Genomic DNA, 19,618 nt, shown 5'->3' with positions numbered 1-19,618 from the left:
AACACTCAGCCGATCACATAATTCATCAGACATCCTGACGGGATCTCTCCAGAAAACATTTGAAAGCCTTCAAAGAATAATTCATGATCAGAGAATCAGGCATCCCGGCAAGCCGCGCCAGTTCCAGCGAAAAGGTAAAGTCTCCGACATGCTTTGTGCCGTGGCTGTCACTTGCGAATATAACCGGGTAATGATAATGTCTGCATAGATTTAAGATCATCAGATCGTTAAACCGGGTATCTCCCCGGTAGCCGTCAGGGCTTAAGGAACTGTTGTTTATCTCCAGAAGAACATCATATTTCATGGCCGCCTTTACAATTTCCAGATAATCAACCGGATACTTTACATCATCACAGTGTCCGATAATACGGACATAGGGATTTTTCATGGCGGCAATGTATGCGGCTGTATTCTCCTCCATGGTGCCGGGTTTTTTAACCGGTTTATGAATGCTGGCGATTACATAATCCAGTTTTGCAAGTATGGAATCCTCCAGATCCAGCTTTCCTTCATTATTTAAAATATTTGCTTCCGCACCATAAAGCATCTCCACTCCCAGACGCTCCTTTTGGGCATAGAACAGGCTGCGAAAATAAGATGGCTTTCCGCCGCCGCAGGTGGCAGGGCCGTGGTCGGATATTCCGAGCATTTTCAGATTCCTGGAAGCAGCGGCTTTTGCCATGTCTGTGATGGTTGCAGTAGAGGCATGTCCGCTTGCTATTGTGTGCGTATGTATATCAAATTGGAAAGAAGACATAATCATTAGGCCTTTCTATCTATAATTAATGAACACTTTCATCAAAAAAATCCTAATATATAGTATGCGCGATGCTCTTTGGTTTGTCAATAAAAAACTAAAATAAAAAATGAAAATACCAATAAAAACAACAAAATTAGTGTTGGGATTGGTTGGATTCACATATAAAAATCGTTAAAATCATGTTGCTTCGTGTTGACTTCTGAGTATTGTTCAAGTATAATAATTAAGACTGGGTGGAGATTCATTAAAACCCGGCGGGGGATGCATATTGCGGCTTAAGCAGATGCTGCAGTGCGGCCGCCGCAGGCGGAGCTTTGATTTATCTTCGGAAGGTTAATATTCTATGTGTAGATGCAGGCTGTATTTATACATAAGGAAAGGAGTAACAAAGCAAATGGGACTATATACCTATGACAGTACGGACATACCAAAGTCAGATCGTATTCCAAAGCTTGTGGAGAACCTGTATGCCAAGATGCCGGAGATAGAATCAGCCAGAGCCGTTCTTTTGACGGAATCCTATAAGCAGACAGAGAGCGAGCCGGTGATTATCCGCCGTGCAAAGGCATTTCAGCATATTTTGGAAAACATTCCGATTATCATCCGTGACCTGGAGCTGATTGCAGGCAGCACAACGCTTGCGCCAAGAGGCTGTCAGACATATCCGGAATTTTCGTATGAGTGGCTGGAAGAGGAATTTGAAACCGTTGAGAACAGAAGCGCAGATCCGTTCTATATATCAGACCAGACCAAGGCGGAGCTGAAGCAGGCCAATGCATATTGGAAGGGAAAGACAACAAGTGAGCTGGCCACCTCCTATATGGAGCCTGAGACACTGCTTGCTATGGAACATAACATTTTCACACCGGGCAATTATTTTTATAACGGCGTAGGCCATGTTACGGTGAAGTATGGCGAAGTCCTGGAAATTGGATTTTCCGGTATAAAGGCGAAAGCGGAAGCCGAGATGGCAAAGCTGTGCCTGGCCGATGGTGATTATCAGCAGAAGTCGAGATTTCTGGAAGCAGTTATGATCAGCTGTGATGCTGCCGTTACATATGCCAGGCGTTATGCGAAGCTGGCTCTGGAGGAGGCGGAAAAGTGTTCGGATATGACACGCAAAAAAGAGCTGCTTCAGATCGCCCAGAATTGCGCAAATGTTCCGGAAAAAGGGGCATCGGGATTTTATGAGGCATGCCAGTCATTCTGGTTCGTACAGCAGCTGCTTCAGATAGAATCCAGTGGACATTCAATCTCTCCGGGAAGATTTGACCAGTATATGTATCCTTATTATAAGAAGGATTTGGACAGTGGAAAGATAACAAGAGAATTTGCACAGGAACTGATGGACTGCATCTGGGTGAAGTTAAATGACCTGAATAAGTGCCGTGATGCTGTCTCAGCAGAAGGGTTTGCAGGATACAGCCTTTTCCAGAATCTGATCGCAGGCGGTCAGAATGAGGAAGGGATTGATGTGACGAATGATCTATCATTTATGAGCATTGAGGCATCCATGCATGTTTACCTTCCGCAGCCTTCCCTGTCCGTGAGAGTATGGAACGGTTCGCCTCATGAATTCCTTATTAAAGCGGCGGAGCTGACCCGTACGGGTATCGGCCTTCCGGCGTATTACAATGACGAAGTGATTATTCCCTCCCTGGTGAGCAGAGGCCTGACGCTGGAGGATGCAAGGGATTACAATATTATTGGCTGTGTTGAGCCGCAGAAGGCAGGTAAGACAGAGGGCTGGCATGATGCGGCATTCTTTAATATGTGCCGTCCGCTGGAGCTGGTTTTTAACAACGGTAAGGATAAAGGGGTGCAGGTAGGACCGCAGACCGGGCGGGTAGAAGATATGAAGACCTTCGGAGAATTCTACCATGCATATAAGATCCAGATGGATTACGCGATCAAACTTTTGGTGAATGCGGACAATGCCATTGACGTTGCCCATGCAGAGAGATGCCCCCTTCCGTTCCTTTCTTCTATGGTCGATGATTGTATGAAGAAAGGGAGAACGGTGCAGGAAGGCGGAGCAGTCTATAACTTTACCGGCCCTCAGGGATTCGGAGTCGCGAACATGGCGGATTCCCTGTATGCAGTGAAAAAGCTGGTTTACGATGAAAAGAAAGTTACCATGAAGGAACTCAAAGAGGCCCTGGCTACAAACTACGGCAAAGGCTTAAGCGGTGAGGATGTTGCGTCCATGACTGCAGAGATTGCAGGCGGCATGAAAGCGTCCGGACAGGCTGTCACTGAGCGGGAGGTTGCAGCAATTCTGAAGACGGTAGTAGCCGCTTCAGAGGCTCCGGAAGTAAAAGCAAACGGAGAACGTATCCTCAAATTGATCGAGGAAGTTCCGAAGTTCGGCAATGATATTCCGGAAGTGGATGCTTTTGCAAGAGATGTGGCCTATACATATACAAAGCCTCTGCAGAATTATAAGAATCCAAGGGGCGGCATATTCCAGGCGGGCTTATACCCGGTATCTGCCAATGTTCCGCTGGGGGCACAGACAGGGGCCACGCCGGATGGGCGTCTTGCACATACACCGGTTGCCGACGGCGTTTCACCGTCCGCAGGGAAAGATATAAGCGGCCCGACGGCGGCAGCAAATTCTGTCTCCAGGCTGGATCACTATATTGCATCCAACGGGACACTGTTTAACCAGAAGTTCCACCCATCCGCATTGAGCGGCAGGAGAGGGCTTGAGAACTTCGTAGGCCTGATCCGTTCCTACTTTGACCAGAAGGGAAGCCATATGCAGTTTAATGTAGTCAGCCGCGAAACACTGCTGGATGCACAAAAGAATCCGGAGCAGTACAAGCATCTGGTTGTCCGGGTAGCCGGATACAGCGCTTTGTTCACCACGCTTTCCAAGTCGCTTCAGGATGATATCATCCGGAGAACGGAGCAGGGCTTCTGATGGAAGAGAGGAATCGCAGCATGGAAGATTATTTAAATACAAAAGGCCGCATTTTCGATATACAGAGATATTCGATCCACGACGGCAACGGAATACGGACGATTGTATTTTTGAAGGGCTGTGTTCTGAGATGCCGGTGGTGCTGTAATCCGGAGTCACAGAAGTACGAGATCGAGACCATGATGGTACAAGGGGAGCCAAAGGTAATCGGAGAGGACGTCACCGTAAAAGAAGTGATGGAGACGGTCGAGAAAGACCGCACCTATTACCGCAGGACCGGAGGCGGCCTGACGCTGTCGGGAGGCGAGAGCCTGTGCCAGCCCGAATTTGCCGCTGCACTTTTGAGGGCGGCATCTGAAGCCGGAATCAGCACGGCGATGGAAAGCATGGGATGCGCCGATTACAAAGTAATCGAGGGCCTGCTCCCGTATCTGGATCAGTACCTGCTGGATATCAAACATATGAATCCGGCAAAACATAAAGCATTCACCGGGCGCTCCAATGAACTGATGGTGGAAAATGCGATGAAGATTGCAAAATCAGGCATGACGGAACTGAGCATCCGGGTACCTGTTATTCCAGGGTTTAACGATACAAAAGAAGAGATCCGGGATATCGCAGAGTATACAAAAGCGCTGGGCAGCGTAAAAAGGCTTCACCTGCTTCCCTACCACAGACTTGGCCAGGACAAGTACGAAGGACTGGGAAGAGAATACCTGATGGGGAATGCAGAGCCGCCGTCAAACGAAACGATGGAAATGCTGCTCAAAACTGCAGAACTGGCATCCGGAATTGAATGTCAGATAGGAGGCTAAGAAACATGAGTTATGAACAAATGCCGGAAAGAATCGTACAGGAACTGGTTCCCGGTAAGGAAATAACAATCGCCCATTTGATTGCAAGTCCGGATATCACACTGTATGAGAAGCTGGGACTGGACCCAAGGGTGGAATACAGTAAATCGGCAATCGGCGTACTGACAATCAGTCCCGCAGAAACCGCTATTATTGCGGCAGATATTGCAATTAAAGCGGCGGGAATCGAACTGGGCTTCGTAGACCGCTTCAGCGGTACTTTGATAGTAACCGGCACGATTTCAGAAACAGAGACCGCGATCCGCGCAGTACTGGATTATGTGAGGGATAAGATGGGCTTCTCTGTATGTGAGATAACAAGGACTTAATAAATATGAAGAAAATCGTATTGATGGGCAGGAGTGAATGTGGGAAAACCACATTGACCCAGGCACTAAAAGGTGAAAAAATCCAGTATCACAAAACACAGTATGTGAATAACTTCGATGTTATCATAGATACCCCGGGGGAATACGCCCAGACCAAGCATCTGGGATACGCCCTTGCGTTATACTCCTATGAGGCGGATGTTGTCGGGCTTCTGATATCGGCTACAGAGCCGTATTCCCTTTATCCGCCATGCTGTACAGCCATGTGCAACCGGGAAGTCATCGGCATTGTAACTAAGATCCATGATAAGAATGCAAATGTAGAGCGCGCCGAGAGGTGGCTCAGGCTGACAGGCTGCAAGAAAATCTTCTTCGTTGACTCGAAAAATTATGAGGGAATTCCGGAAATTCTGGAATACTTAAAAGAAGAAGGAGATGTGCTTCCGTGGGAGCTGGAAGAGGCTGAAAAAAAGATGGAGAAAACAACAAATCCAACACAATAATAAGTTGACTACTGTGGGATTGTGTGGTAATATCGAGTTAGAAACAACAAAAAACAAATGTTTAGTTTTGTTTTAAGAATCCAAGGAGGAAAAAAAGGATGCAAAACGAATACGAAATCAAAAAAGAAATGTGTGAAATCGGTAAAAGAGTGTACAACCGCGGGATGGTTGCTGCTAATGATGGAAACTTCTCTGTTAAATTGAATGACAATGAATTCTTATGTACGCCAACAGGTGTCAGCAAAGGATTCATGACACCGGAATATATCTGCAAAGTAGACGCTGAAGGTAATGTACTGCAGGCAAACAAGGGGTTCAGACCTTCTTCAGAGATAAAGATGCACATGCGTGTATATAAAGAAAGACCGGACGTAAACTCCGTAGTACATGCTCACCCGCTGTACGCTACAACATTTGCTATCTGCGGTATTCCTCTGACACAGCCGATCATGCCGGAAGCTGTTATCGCTCTGGGATGCGTACCGATCGCAAAATACGGCACACCTTCTACAATGGAGATTCCGGACGCTGTTTCTGAGCACTTACAGTACTTCGATGCAGTTCTGCTTGAGAACCACGGAGCGCTTGCATACTCAGACAGCCTTCTGAGCGCATACCACAAGATGGAATCCCTGGAATTCTACGCACAGCTTCTGTATCAGTCAAAGATGCTTGGCGAGCCACAGGAGTTCAACAAAGAGCAGATGGACAAGCTGTATGAAATCAGAAGAAAAATGGGACTGCCAGGAAAACATCCTGCAAACGTATGCCCGAACGCAAAAGCCGGCAAGCCAAGCTGCCACAGCTGCGGAGGATCATGCAGTGCTGCTGCACCGGAAGCTTCCACTGCAGATGCTGATTTAGTTGCATCTATCACAAAGAAAGTGATGGATCAGCTGGGACTGTAAGAAAGCTTACCCAAAGGGGATTCCCAAAAGAACGCCCCGCGGGCGGAATCAAAATATATTTAGGAGACTGCTATGAACGAACAGGATATTACCAATGCCGTAAAAGCGGTATTGGGCCAGATGAAGGAAAGTGGTTCTCATCACGAAAAAGGACATGTATGCAGGTGCCACAAGCATAAGATGACATTGAAGGCTGCCAATGCACTGATCGAAAAAGTGACTGCAAAGGCTGCCAGCATGGGCGTCAATGTGGTGGCCGCCGTGTCAGACCAGGCGGGCAGGCCTGTTGCGGTTCAGAGTATGGATGGGGCCTACATAGCAAGCTTTGATATTGCGATCAATAAAACATTTACTTCAGCGAGCCTCAAGATGTCCACGGAGGCGCTTAGCCATCTAAGCCAGCCGGGACAGCCTTTGTACGGAATCCAATTTACGAATGAAGGGAAGATCGTTATATTTGGCGGCGGGGAGCCGCTGGAAGCAGATGGAAAAATAATCGGGGCCTTGGGTGTGAGCGGCGGTACCGCTGAAGAAGATACCGCAATAGCCGCTTATGGCAGAGAAGTTTTCGAGGAGGTATTAGCGTGTCTGTAAATGAACAGATGATCCAGGACATCGTTTCAGAAGTCATGGCAAAGATGCAGATTGCTTCCGAAGTATCAGGAAACCACGGCGTATTTGCTGATATGAATGAAGCGATTGAAGCTGCGAAAAAAGCGCAGAAGATCGTGGGCAGAATGTCCATGGATCAAAGAGAGAAAATCATATCCAACATCAGAAAGAAGACAGTTGAGAATGCCGAGATACTTGCACGCATGGGTGTACAAGAGACAGGCATGGGAAATGTCGGACATAAGATTTTAAAACATCAGTTAGTTGCTGAGAAGACGCCGGGAACGGAAGACATCACAACAACTGCATGGTCAGGGGACAGAGGCCTGACACTGATAGAAATGGGGCCGTTTGGTGTGATCGGTGCGATTACTCCATGTACCAATCCCAGTGAGACCGTACTCTGTAATACAATCGGCATGCTGGCCGGCGGCAATACAGTCGTATTTAACCCTCATCCGGGAGCAATCAAGACATCGATCTATGCGATCAACATGATCAATGAAGCTTCTCTTGAGGCAGGCGGCCCGGACAACATCGCATGCACGGTAGAGAAGCCGACACTGGAATCAAGCAGCATCATGATGAAGCACAAAGAGATTCATCTGATCGCAGCAACAGGCGGCCCGGGAGTTGTAACAGCGGTTCTTTCCTCAGGCAAGAGGGGGATCGGAGCAGGGGCAGGCAACCCGCCGGCGCTTGTAGACGAGACAGCGGATATCCGGAAAGCTGCAGAAGATATTGTAAACGGATGTACATTCGACAATAACCTGCCATGTATCGCTGAGAAGGAAATCGTAGCTGTGGATTCTGTCATTGACGAATTGATGCACTACATGGTCAGCGAGCAGGGATGTTACCTGGCTTCTAAGGAAGAGCAGGATGCCCTGACAGCAGTTGTCCTGAAAGACGGCAGACTGAACAGAAAGTGTGTGGGAAGGGATGCAAAGACCCTTTTGGGAATGATCGGTGTAAGCGTTCCGGACAATATCAGATGTATCACATTTGAAGGCCCGAAAGAGCATCCATTGATTGCAGAAGAACTTATGATGCCGATCCTTGGCGTAGTCAGAGCAAAAGATTTTGATGATGCGGTTGAACAGGCTGTATGGCTGGAACACGGCAACAGACATTCCGCACACATACATTCCAAGAACGTAGACAACATCACGAAGTATGCAAAAGCCATTGACACTGCGATTCTTGTAAAGAACGGCCCGTCTTATGCGGCACTTGGATTCGGAGGCGAAGGCTTCTGTACATTCACAATCGCCAGCAGGACAGGGGAGGGTCTTACAAGCGCAAGCACATTCACAAAGAGAAGACGCTGCGTCATGTCAGACAGTTTATGCATTCGTTAAGACAGGAGGAAATAAAATGGAAATGAATTCTGCAAATGTAGAAGCAGTCGTGAAACAGGTACTGGAAAGTATGCTGGGCGAAAAGGCTGCTCCTGCAGCAAATACAACAGCAGGAAGCCAGGCAGTTCCAAAAACTGCTCGTGTGGCTATGCTGACAGCACTGGAACACTATGACATCAAAGAATTCCCGATCCCTGAACTGGGAGACGGAGACATTCTTGTAAAGGTTGAAGGATGCGGCGTATGCGGTACTGACGCCCATGAATTCAAGAGAGACCCGTTCGGCCTGATCCCGGTTGTCCTTGGACATGAAGGAACCGGAGAGATCGTAAAGATGGGCAAGAACGTAAAGATCGACAGCGCAGGAAAAGAACTGAAGGTCGGTGATAAGGTTGTTACCTGTATGATCTTCAAGGATGATCCGGACATCACAATGTACGATCAGAACAAGCAGAACGTAGGCGGCGCTGATGTATACGGACTTCTCCCGGATGATGATATTCATCTGAACGGATGGTTCTCCGATTACATTGTGGTTCGCGAGGGTTCTACTGTATTCAACGTAAGCGACCTGGACCTGAAGTCCAGAATTCTGATCGAACCATGTGCAGTACTGATTCATGCTGTAGAGAGAGCTAAGACAACAGGAATCCTGAGATTCAACAGCAGAGTTGTCGTACAGGGATGCGGACCGATCGGTCTGATCTGTATCGCAGTTCTCCGCACAATGGGCATCGAGAACATCGTAGCTGTAGACGGAGAGCAGAAGAGACTTGATTTTGCCAAGAAGATGGGAGCTGAGCGCTCTGTAAACTTCAAGGATTTCAAGGGAATTGAGGCTCTGGCAGACGGCGTTAAGGCAGCGTTTGACGGACATCCGGCAGACTTCGCATTCCAGTGTACAGGATCACCGGTTGCACATGCCAACATTTATAAGTTCATCCGCAACGGCGGCGGACTTTGCGAGCTGGGATTCTTCATCAACGGCGGAGACGCTACAATCAACCCGCACTTTGACCTGTGCTCTAAGGAAATTACATTAGTTGGTTCCTGGGTATATACATTAAGAGATTATGCGACAACATTCGATTTCCTGAAGAGAGCAAAAGGAATCGGACTTCCGATGGACGACCTGATCACACATGAATTCCCGCTGGATCAGATCAACGAGGCTCATCAGACGAACCTGAAGATGGAAGGTCTGAAGATCGCTATTGTAAATAAATAGCAGCAATCCCAAAAAGGAGAATTGACATGGGAGAAGCAGTAGGCATGTTGGAAGTATTCGGACTGGCAACAGCGTTTGCAGCGGCGGATGCCGGATGTAAAGCGGGCGATGTGAGTCTGGAGACTTTTGACAAGAATAAACCGGCAAATGCAGATGAATTACCCGTACCGCTGATTGTTATGATCAAGTTTCGCGGAAGCGTATCCGATGTTCAGGCAGCATTAGACGCAGCGAAAATGAAAGCAGAAGAACTTGCAGGAGTTGTAGCTGAATACGAAATTGCAAGACCGACAGAGGATACGGAAAAGATGCTGAAGCTGAGCGGTTTAGATAAAGGCAAACCAAATAAAATCTATGTAAAAGAAGTTTAGGAGGAAATGAAAATGGCACAATTAGCATTAGGAATGGTAGAAACAAGAGGACTTACAGCAGCAATCGAGGCTGCAGATGCAATGACAAAGGCTGCTGAGGTTACATTGGTAGGAACAGAGAAGATCGGTTCCGGACTGGTAACAGTTATGGTTCGCGGAGACGTAGGAGCTGTTAAGGCTGCAGTTGAAACCGGCGCTGACGCTGCAGGAAGACTTGGCGAATTAGTAGCAACACACGTAATCCCGAGACCACACAACGACGTAGAGAAAATTCTTCCTACTGTATAGGAACCGGAGATGACTGCAGTTCTTCCTGTCACTGAAACAGGGAGCAGCAAGAAGAATGAGTAAAGGAGCAGTCTCATGGGACAGGCGTATGGATTTTTTGAAATCCCAAGTGTGACGGCAGCGGTGGTTGCCATTGATATCATGTGCAAGACAGCAGAAGTGCAGCTTGTCACCTGGGAAAAAAAGTTAGGTGGAAGACTTGTAACCATCATTATCCGCGGAGACGTATCAGCTGTATCGCAAGCCATTGAAACTGCTGCTGCAAACGGAATTAAAGAACCAGTAGCGCATGTGGTGATTGCAAATCCTCACAGGGAGATACTGAAGCTGATCAATAACAGCGCGAACCGGGTAAGTTAGGAGGCAGTTAAATGGCAGAAGATAATAAACCAAGCGGCGAGGAGAAGGCACCAGACACTTCCAAGCCGGAAGGTGCAGCCAAAAAAAGCACAGCCAGGTCGGCCGGTACTGCAAAGAGTACGGCGAAAAAGACAACAGGCGCTGCGAAAGCTGCATCCACCAGAAAAACGACGACTGCGAAGGCACCGGCCAAAACCATCCAGCGGGTGAAACAGTCGGCGCAGCAGGCAGAACAGGTAGAAGAAAAGATTCAATTAAAGGAGGAAAAAAGAATGTCACAGGAAGCATTAGGAATGGTCGAAACAAGAGGTTTAGTAGCATCAATCGAAGCAGCAGATACCATGCTCAAAGCTGCTAATGTAGTATTAGTAGGAACAGAGAAGATCGGTTCCGGACTGGTAACAGTCATGGTTCGTGGAGATGTTGGAGCTGTTAAATCTGCAGTTGAATCAGGTGCAGAGGCAGCAGGAAGACTTGGCGAGTTAGTAGCAACACACGTAATCCCAAGACCACACAGCGATGTAGAAAAAATTCTTCCGGCAGTGAAATAATAAGCGTTAGCATATTGTTCAGTACAGGACTGTGCATTTACTGCACAGTCCGTACGAAAGCGCTGAACAGCCAAAAGCAAGCCCCATCGCCGCAGGCGATTTTCATGGGCTTGCGGCGTATCTGTCCATGTTCTTGAACAGATACGTTCAGCTAAAGATTTACGGCCTTACGTCTCTTCCTCAGGCAGATGCGTAAGGCCTGTGAATACTTAATGAGGAGAATTGATATGGACAATAACAATGTAGCATTGATTACCAAAATGGTACTGGAAGCAGTTGAGAAGCAGAAAGCTTCCGGAGATACGGGATATCTTGTGCCAATCGGAGTATCCGCAAGACATATCCACCTCACACAGGAGCACGTTGAAGCCCTGTTTGGTCCGGGATATCAGTTGACGAAGAAAAAAGAGCTGATGGGCGGTCAGTTTGCATCAAACGAACTGGTGACAATTGTCGGCCTGAAGCTTAGAGCGATAGAGAATGTAAGGATCTTAGGACCTGTAAGAAGCAAATCCCAGGTGGAGGTGTCTGCAACAGATTCCATCCGTCTCGGAGTAAAGGCGCCGATCCGCGAATCCGGCAACACTGCTGGCTCAGCAGCGATTGCAGTCGTTGGGCCAAAAGGGGCTATTTATCTGGATGAAGGATGCATTATTGCAAAAAGGCATATTCATATGTCACCGAAAGATGCAATGGCAGCCGGTGTTCATGATGGGGACATTGTATCTGTGAAGGCAGACAACGAGAGAGGAACCGTATTCAACCATGTTCAGATCCGTGTTGACGACAGCTTTACTCTTGAGATGCATATCGATACAGATGAAGCGAACGCAGCGAAAATTGCGACAGGAGATACCGTAAGAATCATTAAGTAAAATACCCCGCAGCAGACGAAGGGGGATTCATCCCACAGGCTTTTTTACGGTGCCGGACAGTTCCGGCACTGGCGCGCCGTCTGTGCGGGGTAATTGTACTAGTATCAAACACTGAAGATTATAGTTGCAGGAGGGTTACTGTTCAGACCGTGCCGTGCACCTTGCTGCACGGCATCGGAGCCGATAAAGTGATGGCCATCGGGCATCTGCCCTTCGCCGAAGGCGACTTTAAATGGGCAGATGCCGTTACTGTGCACTCCCGAAGGGTGTGAACAGTAACGCATGAGGAGGAGTTATGCTGATAGGAAAAGTAAAAGGAAGTGTTGTTTCAACACGCAAATGTGAGAATCTGGTCGGCAATAAGTTTATGATTGTGGATGTCTTAGAGCATATGCAGAATGGTGCGAATCAGCTGATTGCGATTGATAAGATTGGTGCGGGTATAGGTGAGTATGTGTTGGTAGCACAGGGCAGCGCAGCCAGAATTGGTTCCGGAATGCCAGATGCACCTATTGATGCAGCAATTGTTGGAATTATTGACGATGGAACAGGACTGGAGTAATGAAATGATGGATATGAAAGAATTGAGCAGCATATTGCAGTTAAACGGTATAGTTGGTGCAGGTGGTGCAGGTTTTCCTACATATGCAAAGCTAGATGAACGTGCTGAAACAATCATCCTGAATTGTGCAGAGTGTGAACCGCTTCTTCGGCTGCACAGGCAGCTGCTTGAGAAGTATGCACAGGAAATCGTTGAGACCTTCCATATGATGGGGCAGGTTGTAGGTGCAAAAGAAGTAGTCATTGGAATTAAAAAGGCTTATAAAAAGACAATTGAAGCTCTGGAGGAAGTCATTGGTGAGTATCCCGAGGTCAGGCTTGGGCTGCTGGATGAAGTATATCCGGCCGGAGACGAAGTTGTTTTGATCTATGAAGTGACTGGTAAAGTAGTAAGGCCGGGAGGGCTCCCAATCGAGAGCGGTGTAGCCGTATTCAATGTGGAAACTGTATACAACGTATACAGAGCGCTTAACCAGCAGGCTCCGGTAACAGATAAGCTGGTATCTGTCGTGGCTGAGGTAGAGCGCCCGGTAACGGTGCGGGTGCCGATCGGAACGACGATCGAAGAGACCGTCAGGCTGGCAGGCAATGTCACTGCAAGGGATCCGGTATATTTTATCGGAGGCCCGATGATGGGATTTATCGGCAGCGGCTCACAGCCGGTTACCAAGACGACAAATGCCGTGCTGGTACTGCCGGAGGAACACCTGATTATCCAAAAGAAAAGAAGAAAATCATCCATCGATTTAAAACGTGCAGCGGCTTGCTGCTGCCAGTGTACGATGTGTACGGATTTGTGTCCGAGAAACCGGCTTGGACATCCGATAGAGCCGCATTTGTTCATGCGTGCGGCAACCTGTAAAGATTTACAGGAACCAAACATATTTATAAATACCATGTTTTGTTCTTCCTGTGGTCTGTGCGAAATGTATTCCTGTATGCAGGGATTGTCACCGAGATCATTAATGGCAGAATATAAAGCGGGCCTGCGTGCCAACGGGCTCAAACCTCCGCAGGGCGTCATACCCAAACCGGTGGGGGAAGAGAGAGAGTACCGGAAGGTGCCGATGGAACGCCTTATGGCAAGACTGGACCTTACAAAATATGACAGGGAGGCGCCTCTTGATGAGACTGCAGTTCCTGTAAGAAAAGTGAAGATTCTGTTAAGCCAGCACATAGGCGCACCTGCATCTGCAATTGTAAAACGTGGTGATAAAGTAACGCAGGGACAGATGATAGCCGAACCGGGCAAAGGCTTGAGCGTGGGAATACATGCGAGCATAGACGGTACGGTTCGTGAAGTAAATGAGAAATATATAATCATAGAAACGCAGGAAGGACGTGCAGGCAATGAGTAAGGCAATTGGAATGGTAGAATATAAGACTGTTTCAGCAGGTGTTGTAGCAGCAGATGCTATGGTAAAGACTTCTGAAGTTAGTATCATTGAGGCCCAGACAGTATGTCCGGGGAAGTATATCGTAATTATCTCAGGAGATTTGAGCGCGGTAAACGCTGCGGTTGAGACTTCCAAAGCACTGCATGGGAAACATCTGATCAACAGTTTTGTACTCGGCAACCCGCATAAATCTATTTTCCCGGCAATCTATGGGGCTACTAAGATCGATGATGTATCAGCTCTCGGTATTATGGAGACTTACGATGCAACCTCTATCATTGTGGCTGCAGATGAGGCTGCGAAGACAGCGATTGTTGATCTGATTGAACTTAGAATTGCCAGAGGAATGTGCGGGAAATCTTATCTGATGCTGACAGGCGATGTGGCAGCCGTAGAAGCTGCTATCGAGAGGGCAAAGGCTGCAGTGGCAGACCAGGGAATGTACCTGGACTCTTCTGTGATCGCGCATCCGGATGCTCAGATCCGCGAAGCGATATTATAATCATTCGCAATTGTTCAGCACAGGATTGTACATTTACTGCACAGCTGCATGATTCGAAACAAAGATTTGCTGTATAGTCCGCTGCAGTGTGTAGAGAAGGACACTGAAGGGCAATATGACCGGGAGGCAATGTGATGCTCGCAATAGAGAGACGGAATGAAATATTAGAAAAGCTTCAGGCTGAACGGCGTGTAGTGGTAAGTGAGCTGAGCCAGATATATGATGTGTCTGAAGAGACAATCCGGAGGGATCTGGAAAAATTGGTGAATGACGGCTATGCCATAAAAAGCTATGGCGGAGCTGTTATCAATGAAAATGTGAACATCGATCTTCCATTTAATATCCGAAAGAACCGCAACGTTGTCGGAAAACAGCGGATTGCGGATCTTGTAAACAAAATGGTCCACGATGGCGACAGCATTATGCTGGACGGCAGCTCAACAGCAGTTTATATCGCAAAGGCATTAAAAGAGAAAAAAAACCTGACGCTGATCACAAATTCAATTGAGATTATCATTGAATTGTTTGATGTGCCTGACTGGAGCGTGCTGTCGACCGGCGGCGTATCCAGGGAAGGTTCGTTTGCGCTCGTGGGGCCGCAGACGGATAAGATGCTTCGTTCTTATCACGTGGATAAGTCGATTATTTCCTGCAAAGGGGTTGACCTTGCTTCCGGTCTTACAGATTCGGATGAGCTTCACGCGAACAACAAGAAAACCATGCTGGAATCAGGAAAACAGAAGATTCTGGCAATAGACAGCAGTAAATTTGATCAAATTGCGTTTACAGCGATCGGAATGCTGGAAGATATCACGACCGTTGTTACTGATGAAAAACCCGAGGCCAAATGGCTTCAGGCATTTGAAGAGTTAGGGATAGAGTGCATCTACCCGGAATAAAGGAAAAACACTATGAAAAGCTTTGAGATTAAGACTAAAGTATATTTTGGCGATCAGGCGCTGGATCGTCTGGCAGAAATTCCATACAGCAAGGTACTGGTAATCACTGACCCGTTTATGGCTCAGAGCAGTATGATTAATCTGATTACCGATCCTCTTAAAAAGGGAAAGATAGAGTTTGACATTTTCAAGGATGTTGTGCCGGATCCTCCGATCGAAAAAATCAGTGAAGGTGTCAAAAAGATGCTGGAATATAAGCCGGACGCGATTGTCGCAGTCGGCGGGGGATCTGCCATTGATTCCTCCAAATCAATCCGTGAGTTTGCACTTCGTGTGGACAATTACGGGGAAGTCGGACTGATCGCAATCCCGACAACAAGCGGAACTGGTTCAGAAGTTACATCCTTCGCGGTTGTATCCGATCCGAAAGAACAGATGAAATACCCTCTGGTTTCCAGAGATCTGACACCGGATGAGGCAATTCTGGATGCCGAGCTTGTTAAGAGTGTGCCGCCGTCAATTACAGCGGACACCGGTATGGATGTATTTACGCATGCGCTTGAGGCCTGTGTAAGCACAAACAGAAACGATTTTTCAACGGCGCTTGCAGAGAAAGCAATCGAAATCTGCGGCGTATTCCTGCTCCGTGCATATCTGGACGGAAATGATACCCATGCGCGCCAGAAGATGCATTCCGCATCCTGCCTGGCAGGGCTGGCATTCAATTCCGCGTCATTGGGACTGAACCATGGAATGGCGCATCAGCTTGGCGCAACATTCCACATCCCCCACGGACGGGCAAACGCAATGCTGCTTCCCCATATCATTGAGTTCAACAGTGATATCAACAAGCACAGCAAGAGCCGTACGGAGTACCTGCCGGCTGTGAAAAGATACTCCACAGTGGCACAGCTGCTGGGACTGAGCAGTTATAACAAGATCATGACGGTAAGATCACTCGTGAACTGGGTACAGTTCATGTTGAAAGAGATGGATATACCGCTCTCCATATCACAGATGGGGACAATCTCCGAAGAAGAGTACTTCAATGCCATAGACCACATGGCAGATGGGGCAATGGCGGATGGGTGTACGGATACAAATCCGCGCGTGCCACGGAAGGCAGATGTAGTACAAATATACAAAAACCTCTGGTAACGGGTGGGGACGGAGGGGATTTGGCTGGTATGGGGGCGCTGAGTAAGAGCGGCGTCTGCCGCCTGCTGTGGGTTTCCATGCCGTTGCTGCCGACTGGCCGTGAGGCTAAGAATATCTAACAGAAAAAATAAGGAAAAGTAAGGGACATGCCGCAGTTGGCGTGAATGCCGATGCATTCACACCGCCGGCGGCAACAGCATTTGATTTTGTGAATCAAATGCTGCCCTCACTTTTCCTTATTTTTTCTGTAAGATATTCTAAGCGTCACTATATGTCCGCAGCAACGGCATGGAAACCCACAGCAGGCGGCAGACGCCGCTCTTACTCAGCTATGCGCATCCGGGTGGCAAAGCCCCTCCTTCCCGGAAGGCCTTGTATGGGAGCGGCGGATGGAATTGGGAATGAGGTGGCTTTGTGGGCTGGGGAAGTAAATTTTATGTATAGGCGGATTGATCCACTGCTCTGGCAGGGATTCTTCTCCCGGGTAGGTTTTGTGCCGACTTGATGAACGCAGCCTGAGTGGAGCGGGAGGGGACGGAGGCGGATTGGGGTATGCTGATTTTGGAAGCCTTTAGTGTGCTGTAGAAGTGCTTACTGCGAAAAAGCCGCATCTTATGGAGGAAAACTGATTTCCGAATCAGTTTTCCAGAGCGTCTGAGCTTAGAAAGCATCGGCTTTCTAAGTGAATACGCTCGGTGCCATAAGATGCGGCTTTTTCGCAGTTAGCACTTCTAAGCTAAGCGGCCGGTTTCCAAAATCAGCATACCCCAATCCGCCTCCGTCCCCTCCCGCTCCACTCAGGCGTCCCCCATCTTCCGCTCGCAAAATCTGCTCACTAGTCCCATTTGACGGGGGGCTGGGGAGTGTGTATAATTGGGATATGAAAAGAGAAGGCAGAAGACAAAGGAAATTGTATATTGATATTATTGCCGTTATTGCCGTGACTGTTTTGCTGGCAGTCTTTTTTACGTGGAAGTTTCAGCAGTCTTCGGAGAGGAAGGTTTTGAATACTCTTTCTGAGATATCTTGTCAGAGCGTGAATGTGATTCAGGAGGAGGTTAAAAAGAATAAGACGCTTTTGACGAATCTGGCTATTTATATTAGTGAGGGGGATACGAAGGATATTGATGTGCTGATTGAGCGGCTTGTGAATGTGGATAAGATGAACGGGTTTAAGCGGATGGGGATTATCCGGGATGATTATTTTGGAAAGGCTACCGATGGCAGGGGATTTGTTCCGGATCGGGAGAGTATTCAGGAGCGGTTCCAGGCTGCTATGGAAGGGAAAACGGTGGTTTCGGACCGTCTCAAGGACTTGGATGACGGGAAAGACGTTACTCTTTACAGCACTACGATTAATTGGCCGGATGGTACAAGGTATGTGTTGTTCGGTACATATGGGATCGAGTATTATAAGGAGATTTTGTCCGTATCGACATTCGGAGGGGAAGGGTACAGTTACATTATTCGAAAAAATGGGGACTGTGTCATTGACTCTAAAAACAAAAATGGGAACTCATTTGAGAATTATTATGATCATATTATTGAGGAATCGGAGGGGAACAGAGAGGGCATACGGCGGCTTCAGGAAGATATAGATGCCTTCCGGGACGGATTCGTGACTTTTCAGACGGAAAAAGGCAGCCGCTATGTATATTATCAGCCTCTGGAGATCAATGACTGGTATCTGATGAGCGTGATACCGGAGGCGGTAGTTGAGACTCATATCAATGGTCCTATGGCTACGGCCTATGCAATCCTGCTGGTGTGTCTGCTTGGAATCCTGTATCTGGCATGCAGGGTGTACCTGATCCAGAAGGCGGGCAGGAAGATGCTGGAGCGGGCGGCGTATGTAGATGAAGTTACCGGAGATGCTTCGTACGCTAAATTCATGCTGGACGCCCAGAAACTTCTGCATACATATACGGACAAAAAGTATGCCCTTGCTGTATTGAATATAAAGAGGTTCCAGTACATCAATGACCTGTATGGTTATGAAGAGGGAGACCGGGCGCTGAAACGCGTGATGAAGGCGCTGAGGGAGGCGGTCGGAACCTATGAGTGCGCGGCAAGAATGCAGTCCGATCATTATGCCGTATTACTGGTTTACGAGGATCAGAATCAATTGCAGGAGCGGCTGGATATGATTCTGGAAAAAATCGAATGTGAGGCCGATAACCGCGTGGGGGGTACCCCTTATGTGCTGAAAGTGCAGGCCGGGGTCTATATGGTGCAGCAGCGGGAGGAAATGCTGGAATCCATGTTGGATCGGGCGGCTATGGCGGCGCGGTCGGAATATAACCCGGAGATTAATTCGTGTAATTTTTACAGCGAGACCATCCGCCGCCGTATGCTGCGGAATCGAGAGATAGAGGATCGCTTTTCGGAAGCGCTTAAAAACCAGGAGTTCTACCTGTGTTACCAGCCCAAATTCCAGGTGGAAGTACAGCGGTTCTGCGGCGCCGAAGCCCTGGTCAGATGGGAAGATCCTAAAACAGGGGCTATCAGCCCGGCGGAGTTTATTCCTGTTCTGGAACACAGCGGCAGCATCGTGGAACTGGATGAGTTCGTGCTTGAGATGGCTTGCAGCCAGATACACCGGTGGCTTCAGGAAGGAATTGAGGTTCTGCCTGTCTCGGTTAATGTATCGCAGCTGCATTTATACAGGCTGAATTTTGTGGAACGGTATCTGGAAATCATTGACCGTCATCAGATCCCGCATGAGCTGATACAGCTGGAAATGACCGAGACGGCGCTGTTCTCCAATGAAGACATTCTTTCCGAAAGCCTGGAAGAACTCCGCAGCAGGGGAATCCGGATATTAATGGATGATTTTGGCTCCGGATATTCATCGGTTACGATGCTCAAGTCTATGCCGATTGATATCCTGAAGATTGATAAGAGCATGGTTGATTCCGTGGAAGACAATGAAAAAGTAAGGCTGATCCTGAGCAGTATTATCAGGCTCGCACAGTCGCTTCATATCAGCGTAACCGCGGAGGGCGTAGAAAATAAAGCACAGTATGAGATATTAAAAAGTATGAAGATAGATGACATACAGGGTTATTATTGCGCCAGGCCAATGTCGGCAGATCAGTATGCTTGTATTTTGAAATCACCTCAAAAAAAGTATGAATTTTAGAAACGTTCGTATTCCTGCGATGTGCATGGAAGC

General features: G+C 47.9%; 20 protein-coding genes. 19 read left to right on the top strand and 1 reads right to left on the bottom strand.

Annotation, left to right across the window (positions count from 1 at the left end):
- Nucleotides 1-25: 25 nt before the first annotated feature.
- The gene (locus GKG43_RS07685) at nucleotides 26-763 is read right to left on the bottom strand and encodes a phosphatase (RefSeq protein WP_330377642.1); all 738 of its coding nucleotides are present in this window, start codon (nucleotides 761-763) and stop codon (nucleotides 26-28) included.
- Nucleotides 764-1,154: 391 nt separating this feature from the next.
- On the opposite strand from GKG43_RS07685, the gene GKG43_RS07680 reads away from it, so the two are divergent.
- From GKG43_RS07680 to GKG43_RS23680, 19 genes are all read left to right on the top strand, one after another.
- The gene (locus GKG43_RS07680; RefSeq protein WP_050640129.1) at nucleotides 1,155-3,686 is read left to right on the top strand and encodes a glycyl radical protein; all 2,532 of its coding nucleotides are present in this window, start codon (nucleotides 1,155-1,157) and stop codon (nucleotides 3,684-3,686) included.
- A gap of 20 nt (nucleotides 3,687-3,706) precedes the next feature.
- Complete coding sequence (locus tag GKG43_RS07675) at nucleotides 3,707-4,501, top strand: glycyl-radical enzyme activating protein (RefSeq protein ID WP_050640842.1); 795 nt, start codon at nucleotides 3,707-3,709, stop codon at nucleotides 4,499-4,501.
- Nucleotides 4,502-4,506: 5 nt separating this feature from the next.
- Nucleotides 4,507-4,869, top strand: a complete 363-nt coding sequence (locus tag GKG43_RS07670) for a BMC domain-containing protein (protein ID WP_129878928.1) — start codon at nucleotides 4,507-4,509, stop codon at nucleotides 4,867-4,869.
- Between the two features lie 5 nt (nucleotides 4,870-4,874).
- On the top strand, nucleotides 4,875-5,372 hold the full coding sequence (eutP, locus tag GKG43_RS07665) for a EutP/PduV family microcompartment system protein (RefSeq protein WP_050640127.1): 498 nt from the start codon (nucleotides 4,875-4,877) through the stop codon (nucleotides 5,370-5,372).
- Between the two features lie 98 nt (nucleotides 5,373-5,470).
- The gene (locus GKG43_RS07660; protein ID WP_025656499.1) at nucleotides 5,471-6,280 is read left to right on the top strand and encodes a class II aldolase/adducin family protein; all 810 of its coding nucleotides are present in this window, start codon (nucleotides 5,471-5,473) and stop codon (nucleotides 6,278-6,280) included.
- Between the two features lie 72 nt (nucleotides 6,281-6,352).
- On the top strand, nucleotides 6,353-6,874 hold the full coding sequence (locus tag GKG43_RS07655) for a heme-binding protein (RefSeq protein ID WP_025656500.1): 522 nt from the start codon (nucleotides 6,353-6,355) through the stop codon (nucleotides 6,872-6,874).
- Nucleotides 6,865-8,253, top strand: a complete 1,389-nt coding sequence (locus GKG43_RS07650) for an aldehyde dehydrogenase family protein (protein ID WP_050640126.1) — start codon at nucleotides 6,865-6,867, stop codon at nucleotides 8,251-8,253. Before GKG43_RS07655 ends, GKG43_RS07650 begins: the two co-directional genes overlap by 10 nt.
- Nucleotides 8,254-8,269: 16 nt before the next feature.
- Nucleotides 8,270-9,481, top strand: a complete 1,212-nt coding sequence (locus tag GKG43_RS07645) for a zinc-binding dehydrogenase (RefSeq protein ID WP_129878927.1) — start codon at nucleotides 8,270-8,272, stop codon at nucleotides 9,479-9,481.
- A gap of 26 nt (nucleotides 9,482-9,507) precedes the next feature.
- Nucleotides 9,508-9,852, top strand: coding sequence for a BMC domain-containing protein (locus GKG43_RS07640; RefSeq protein WP_025656502.1), 345 nt, complete (start codon nucleotides 9,508-9,510; stop codon nucleotides 9,850-9,852).
- Between the two features lie 12 nt (nucleotides 9,853-9,864).
- Complete coding sequence (locus GKG43_RS07635; protein ID WP_009003872.1) at nucleotides 9,865-10,140, top strand: BMC domain-containing protein; 276 nt, start codon at nucleotides 9,865-9,867, stop codon at nucleotides 10,138-10,140.
- Nucleotides 10,141-10,215: 75 nt separating this feature from the next.
- Nucleotides 10,216-10,500, top strand: a complete 285-nt coding sequence (locus tag GKG43_RS07630; RefSeq protein WP_055153319.1) for a BMC domain-containing protein — start codon at nucleotides 10,216-10,218, stop codon at nucleotides 10,498-10,500.
- Nucleotides 10,501-10,772: 272 nt separating this feature from the next.
- Nucleotides 10,773-11,051: a BMC domain-containing protein gene (locus GKG43_RS07625; RefSeq protein ID WP_025656504.1), complete on the top strand. Its 279-nt coding sequence runs from the start codon at nucleotides 10,773-10,775 to the stop codon at nucleotides 11,049-11,051.
- Nucleotides 11,052-11,278: 227 nt separating this feature from the next.
- Nucleotides 11,279-11,926 carry a phosphate propanoyltransferase gene (locus GKG43_RS07620; RefSeq protein WP_025656505.1) on the top strand — a complete coding sequence of 216 codons (648 nt, stop codon included), beginning with the start codon at nucleotides 11,279-11,281 and terminating at the stop codon, nucleotides 11,924-11,926.
- Nucleotides 11,927-12,221: 295 nt separating this feature from the next.
- Entirely contained in the window at nucleotides 12,222-12,488 is a 267-nt protein-coding gene (locus tag GKG43_RS07615) for a EutN/CcmL family microcompartment protein (RefSeq protein WP_025656506.1), read from the top strand.
- Nucleotides 12,489-12,492: 4 nt separating this feature from the next.
- Nucleotides 12,493-13,845 carry a 4Fe-4S dicluster domain-containing protein gene (locus GKG43_RS07610; protein WP_330377644.1) on the top strand — a complete coding sequence of 451 codons (1,353 nt, stop codon included), beginning with the start codon at nucleotides 12,493-12,495 and terminating at the stop codon, nucleotides 13,843-13,845.
- Nucleotides 13,838-14,386 carry a BMC domain-containing protein gene (locus GKG43_RS07605; RefSeq protein ID WP_050640124.1) on the top strand — a complete coding sequence of 183 codons (549 nt, stop codon included), beginning with the start codon at nucleotides 13,838-13,840 and terminating at the stop codon, nucleotides 14,384-14,386. The genes GKG43_RS07610 and GKG43_RS07605 overlap by 8 nt, the downstream gene beginning before the upstream one ends.
- A 134-nt stretch (nucleotides 14,387-14,520) precedes the next feature.
- Nucleotides 14,521-15,285 (top strand): DeoR/GlpR family DNA-binding transcription regulator, encoded by a 765-nt coding sequence (locus GKG43_RS07600; protein ID WP_050640123.1) that lies wholly within the window; start codon nucleotides 14,521-14,523, stop codon nucleotides 15,283-15,285.
- Nucleotides 15,286-15,297: 12 nt separating this feature from the next.
- The gene (locus GKG43_RS07595) at nucleotides 15,298-16,443 is read left to right on the top strand and encodes a 1-propanol dehydrogenase PduQ (RefSeq protein ID WP_050640122.1); all 1,146 of its coding nucleotides are present in this window, start codon (nucleotides 15,298-15,300) and stop codon (nucleotides 16,441-16,443) included.
- Between the two features lie 865 nt (nucleotides 16,444-17,308).
- Nucleotides 17,309-19,585 (top strand): EAL domain-containing protein, encoded by a 2,277-nt coding sequence (locus tag GKG43_RS23680; RefSeq protein ID WP_055153324.1) that lies wholly within the window; start codon nucleotides 17,309-17,311, stop codon nucleotides 19,583-19,585.
- The last annotated feature ends 33 nt before the right edge of the window (nucleotides 19,586-19,618 follow it).

It is taken from the genome of Eubacterium sp. BIOML-A2, from assembly GCF_009680135.1.
Taxonomy (GTDB): domain Bacteria; phylum Bacillota; class Clostridia; order Lachnospirales; family Lachnospiraceae; genus Faecalicatena; species Faecalicatena contortus_B.
The sequence above is the reverse complement of the archived record's forward strand: the minus strand, read 5'-3'. Positions and strand labels throughout refer to the sequence as shown.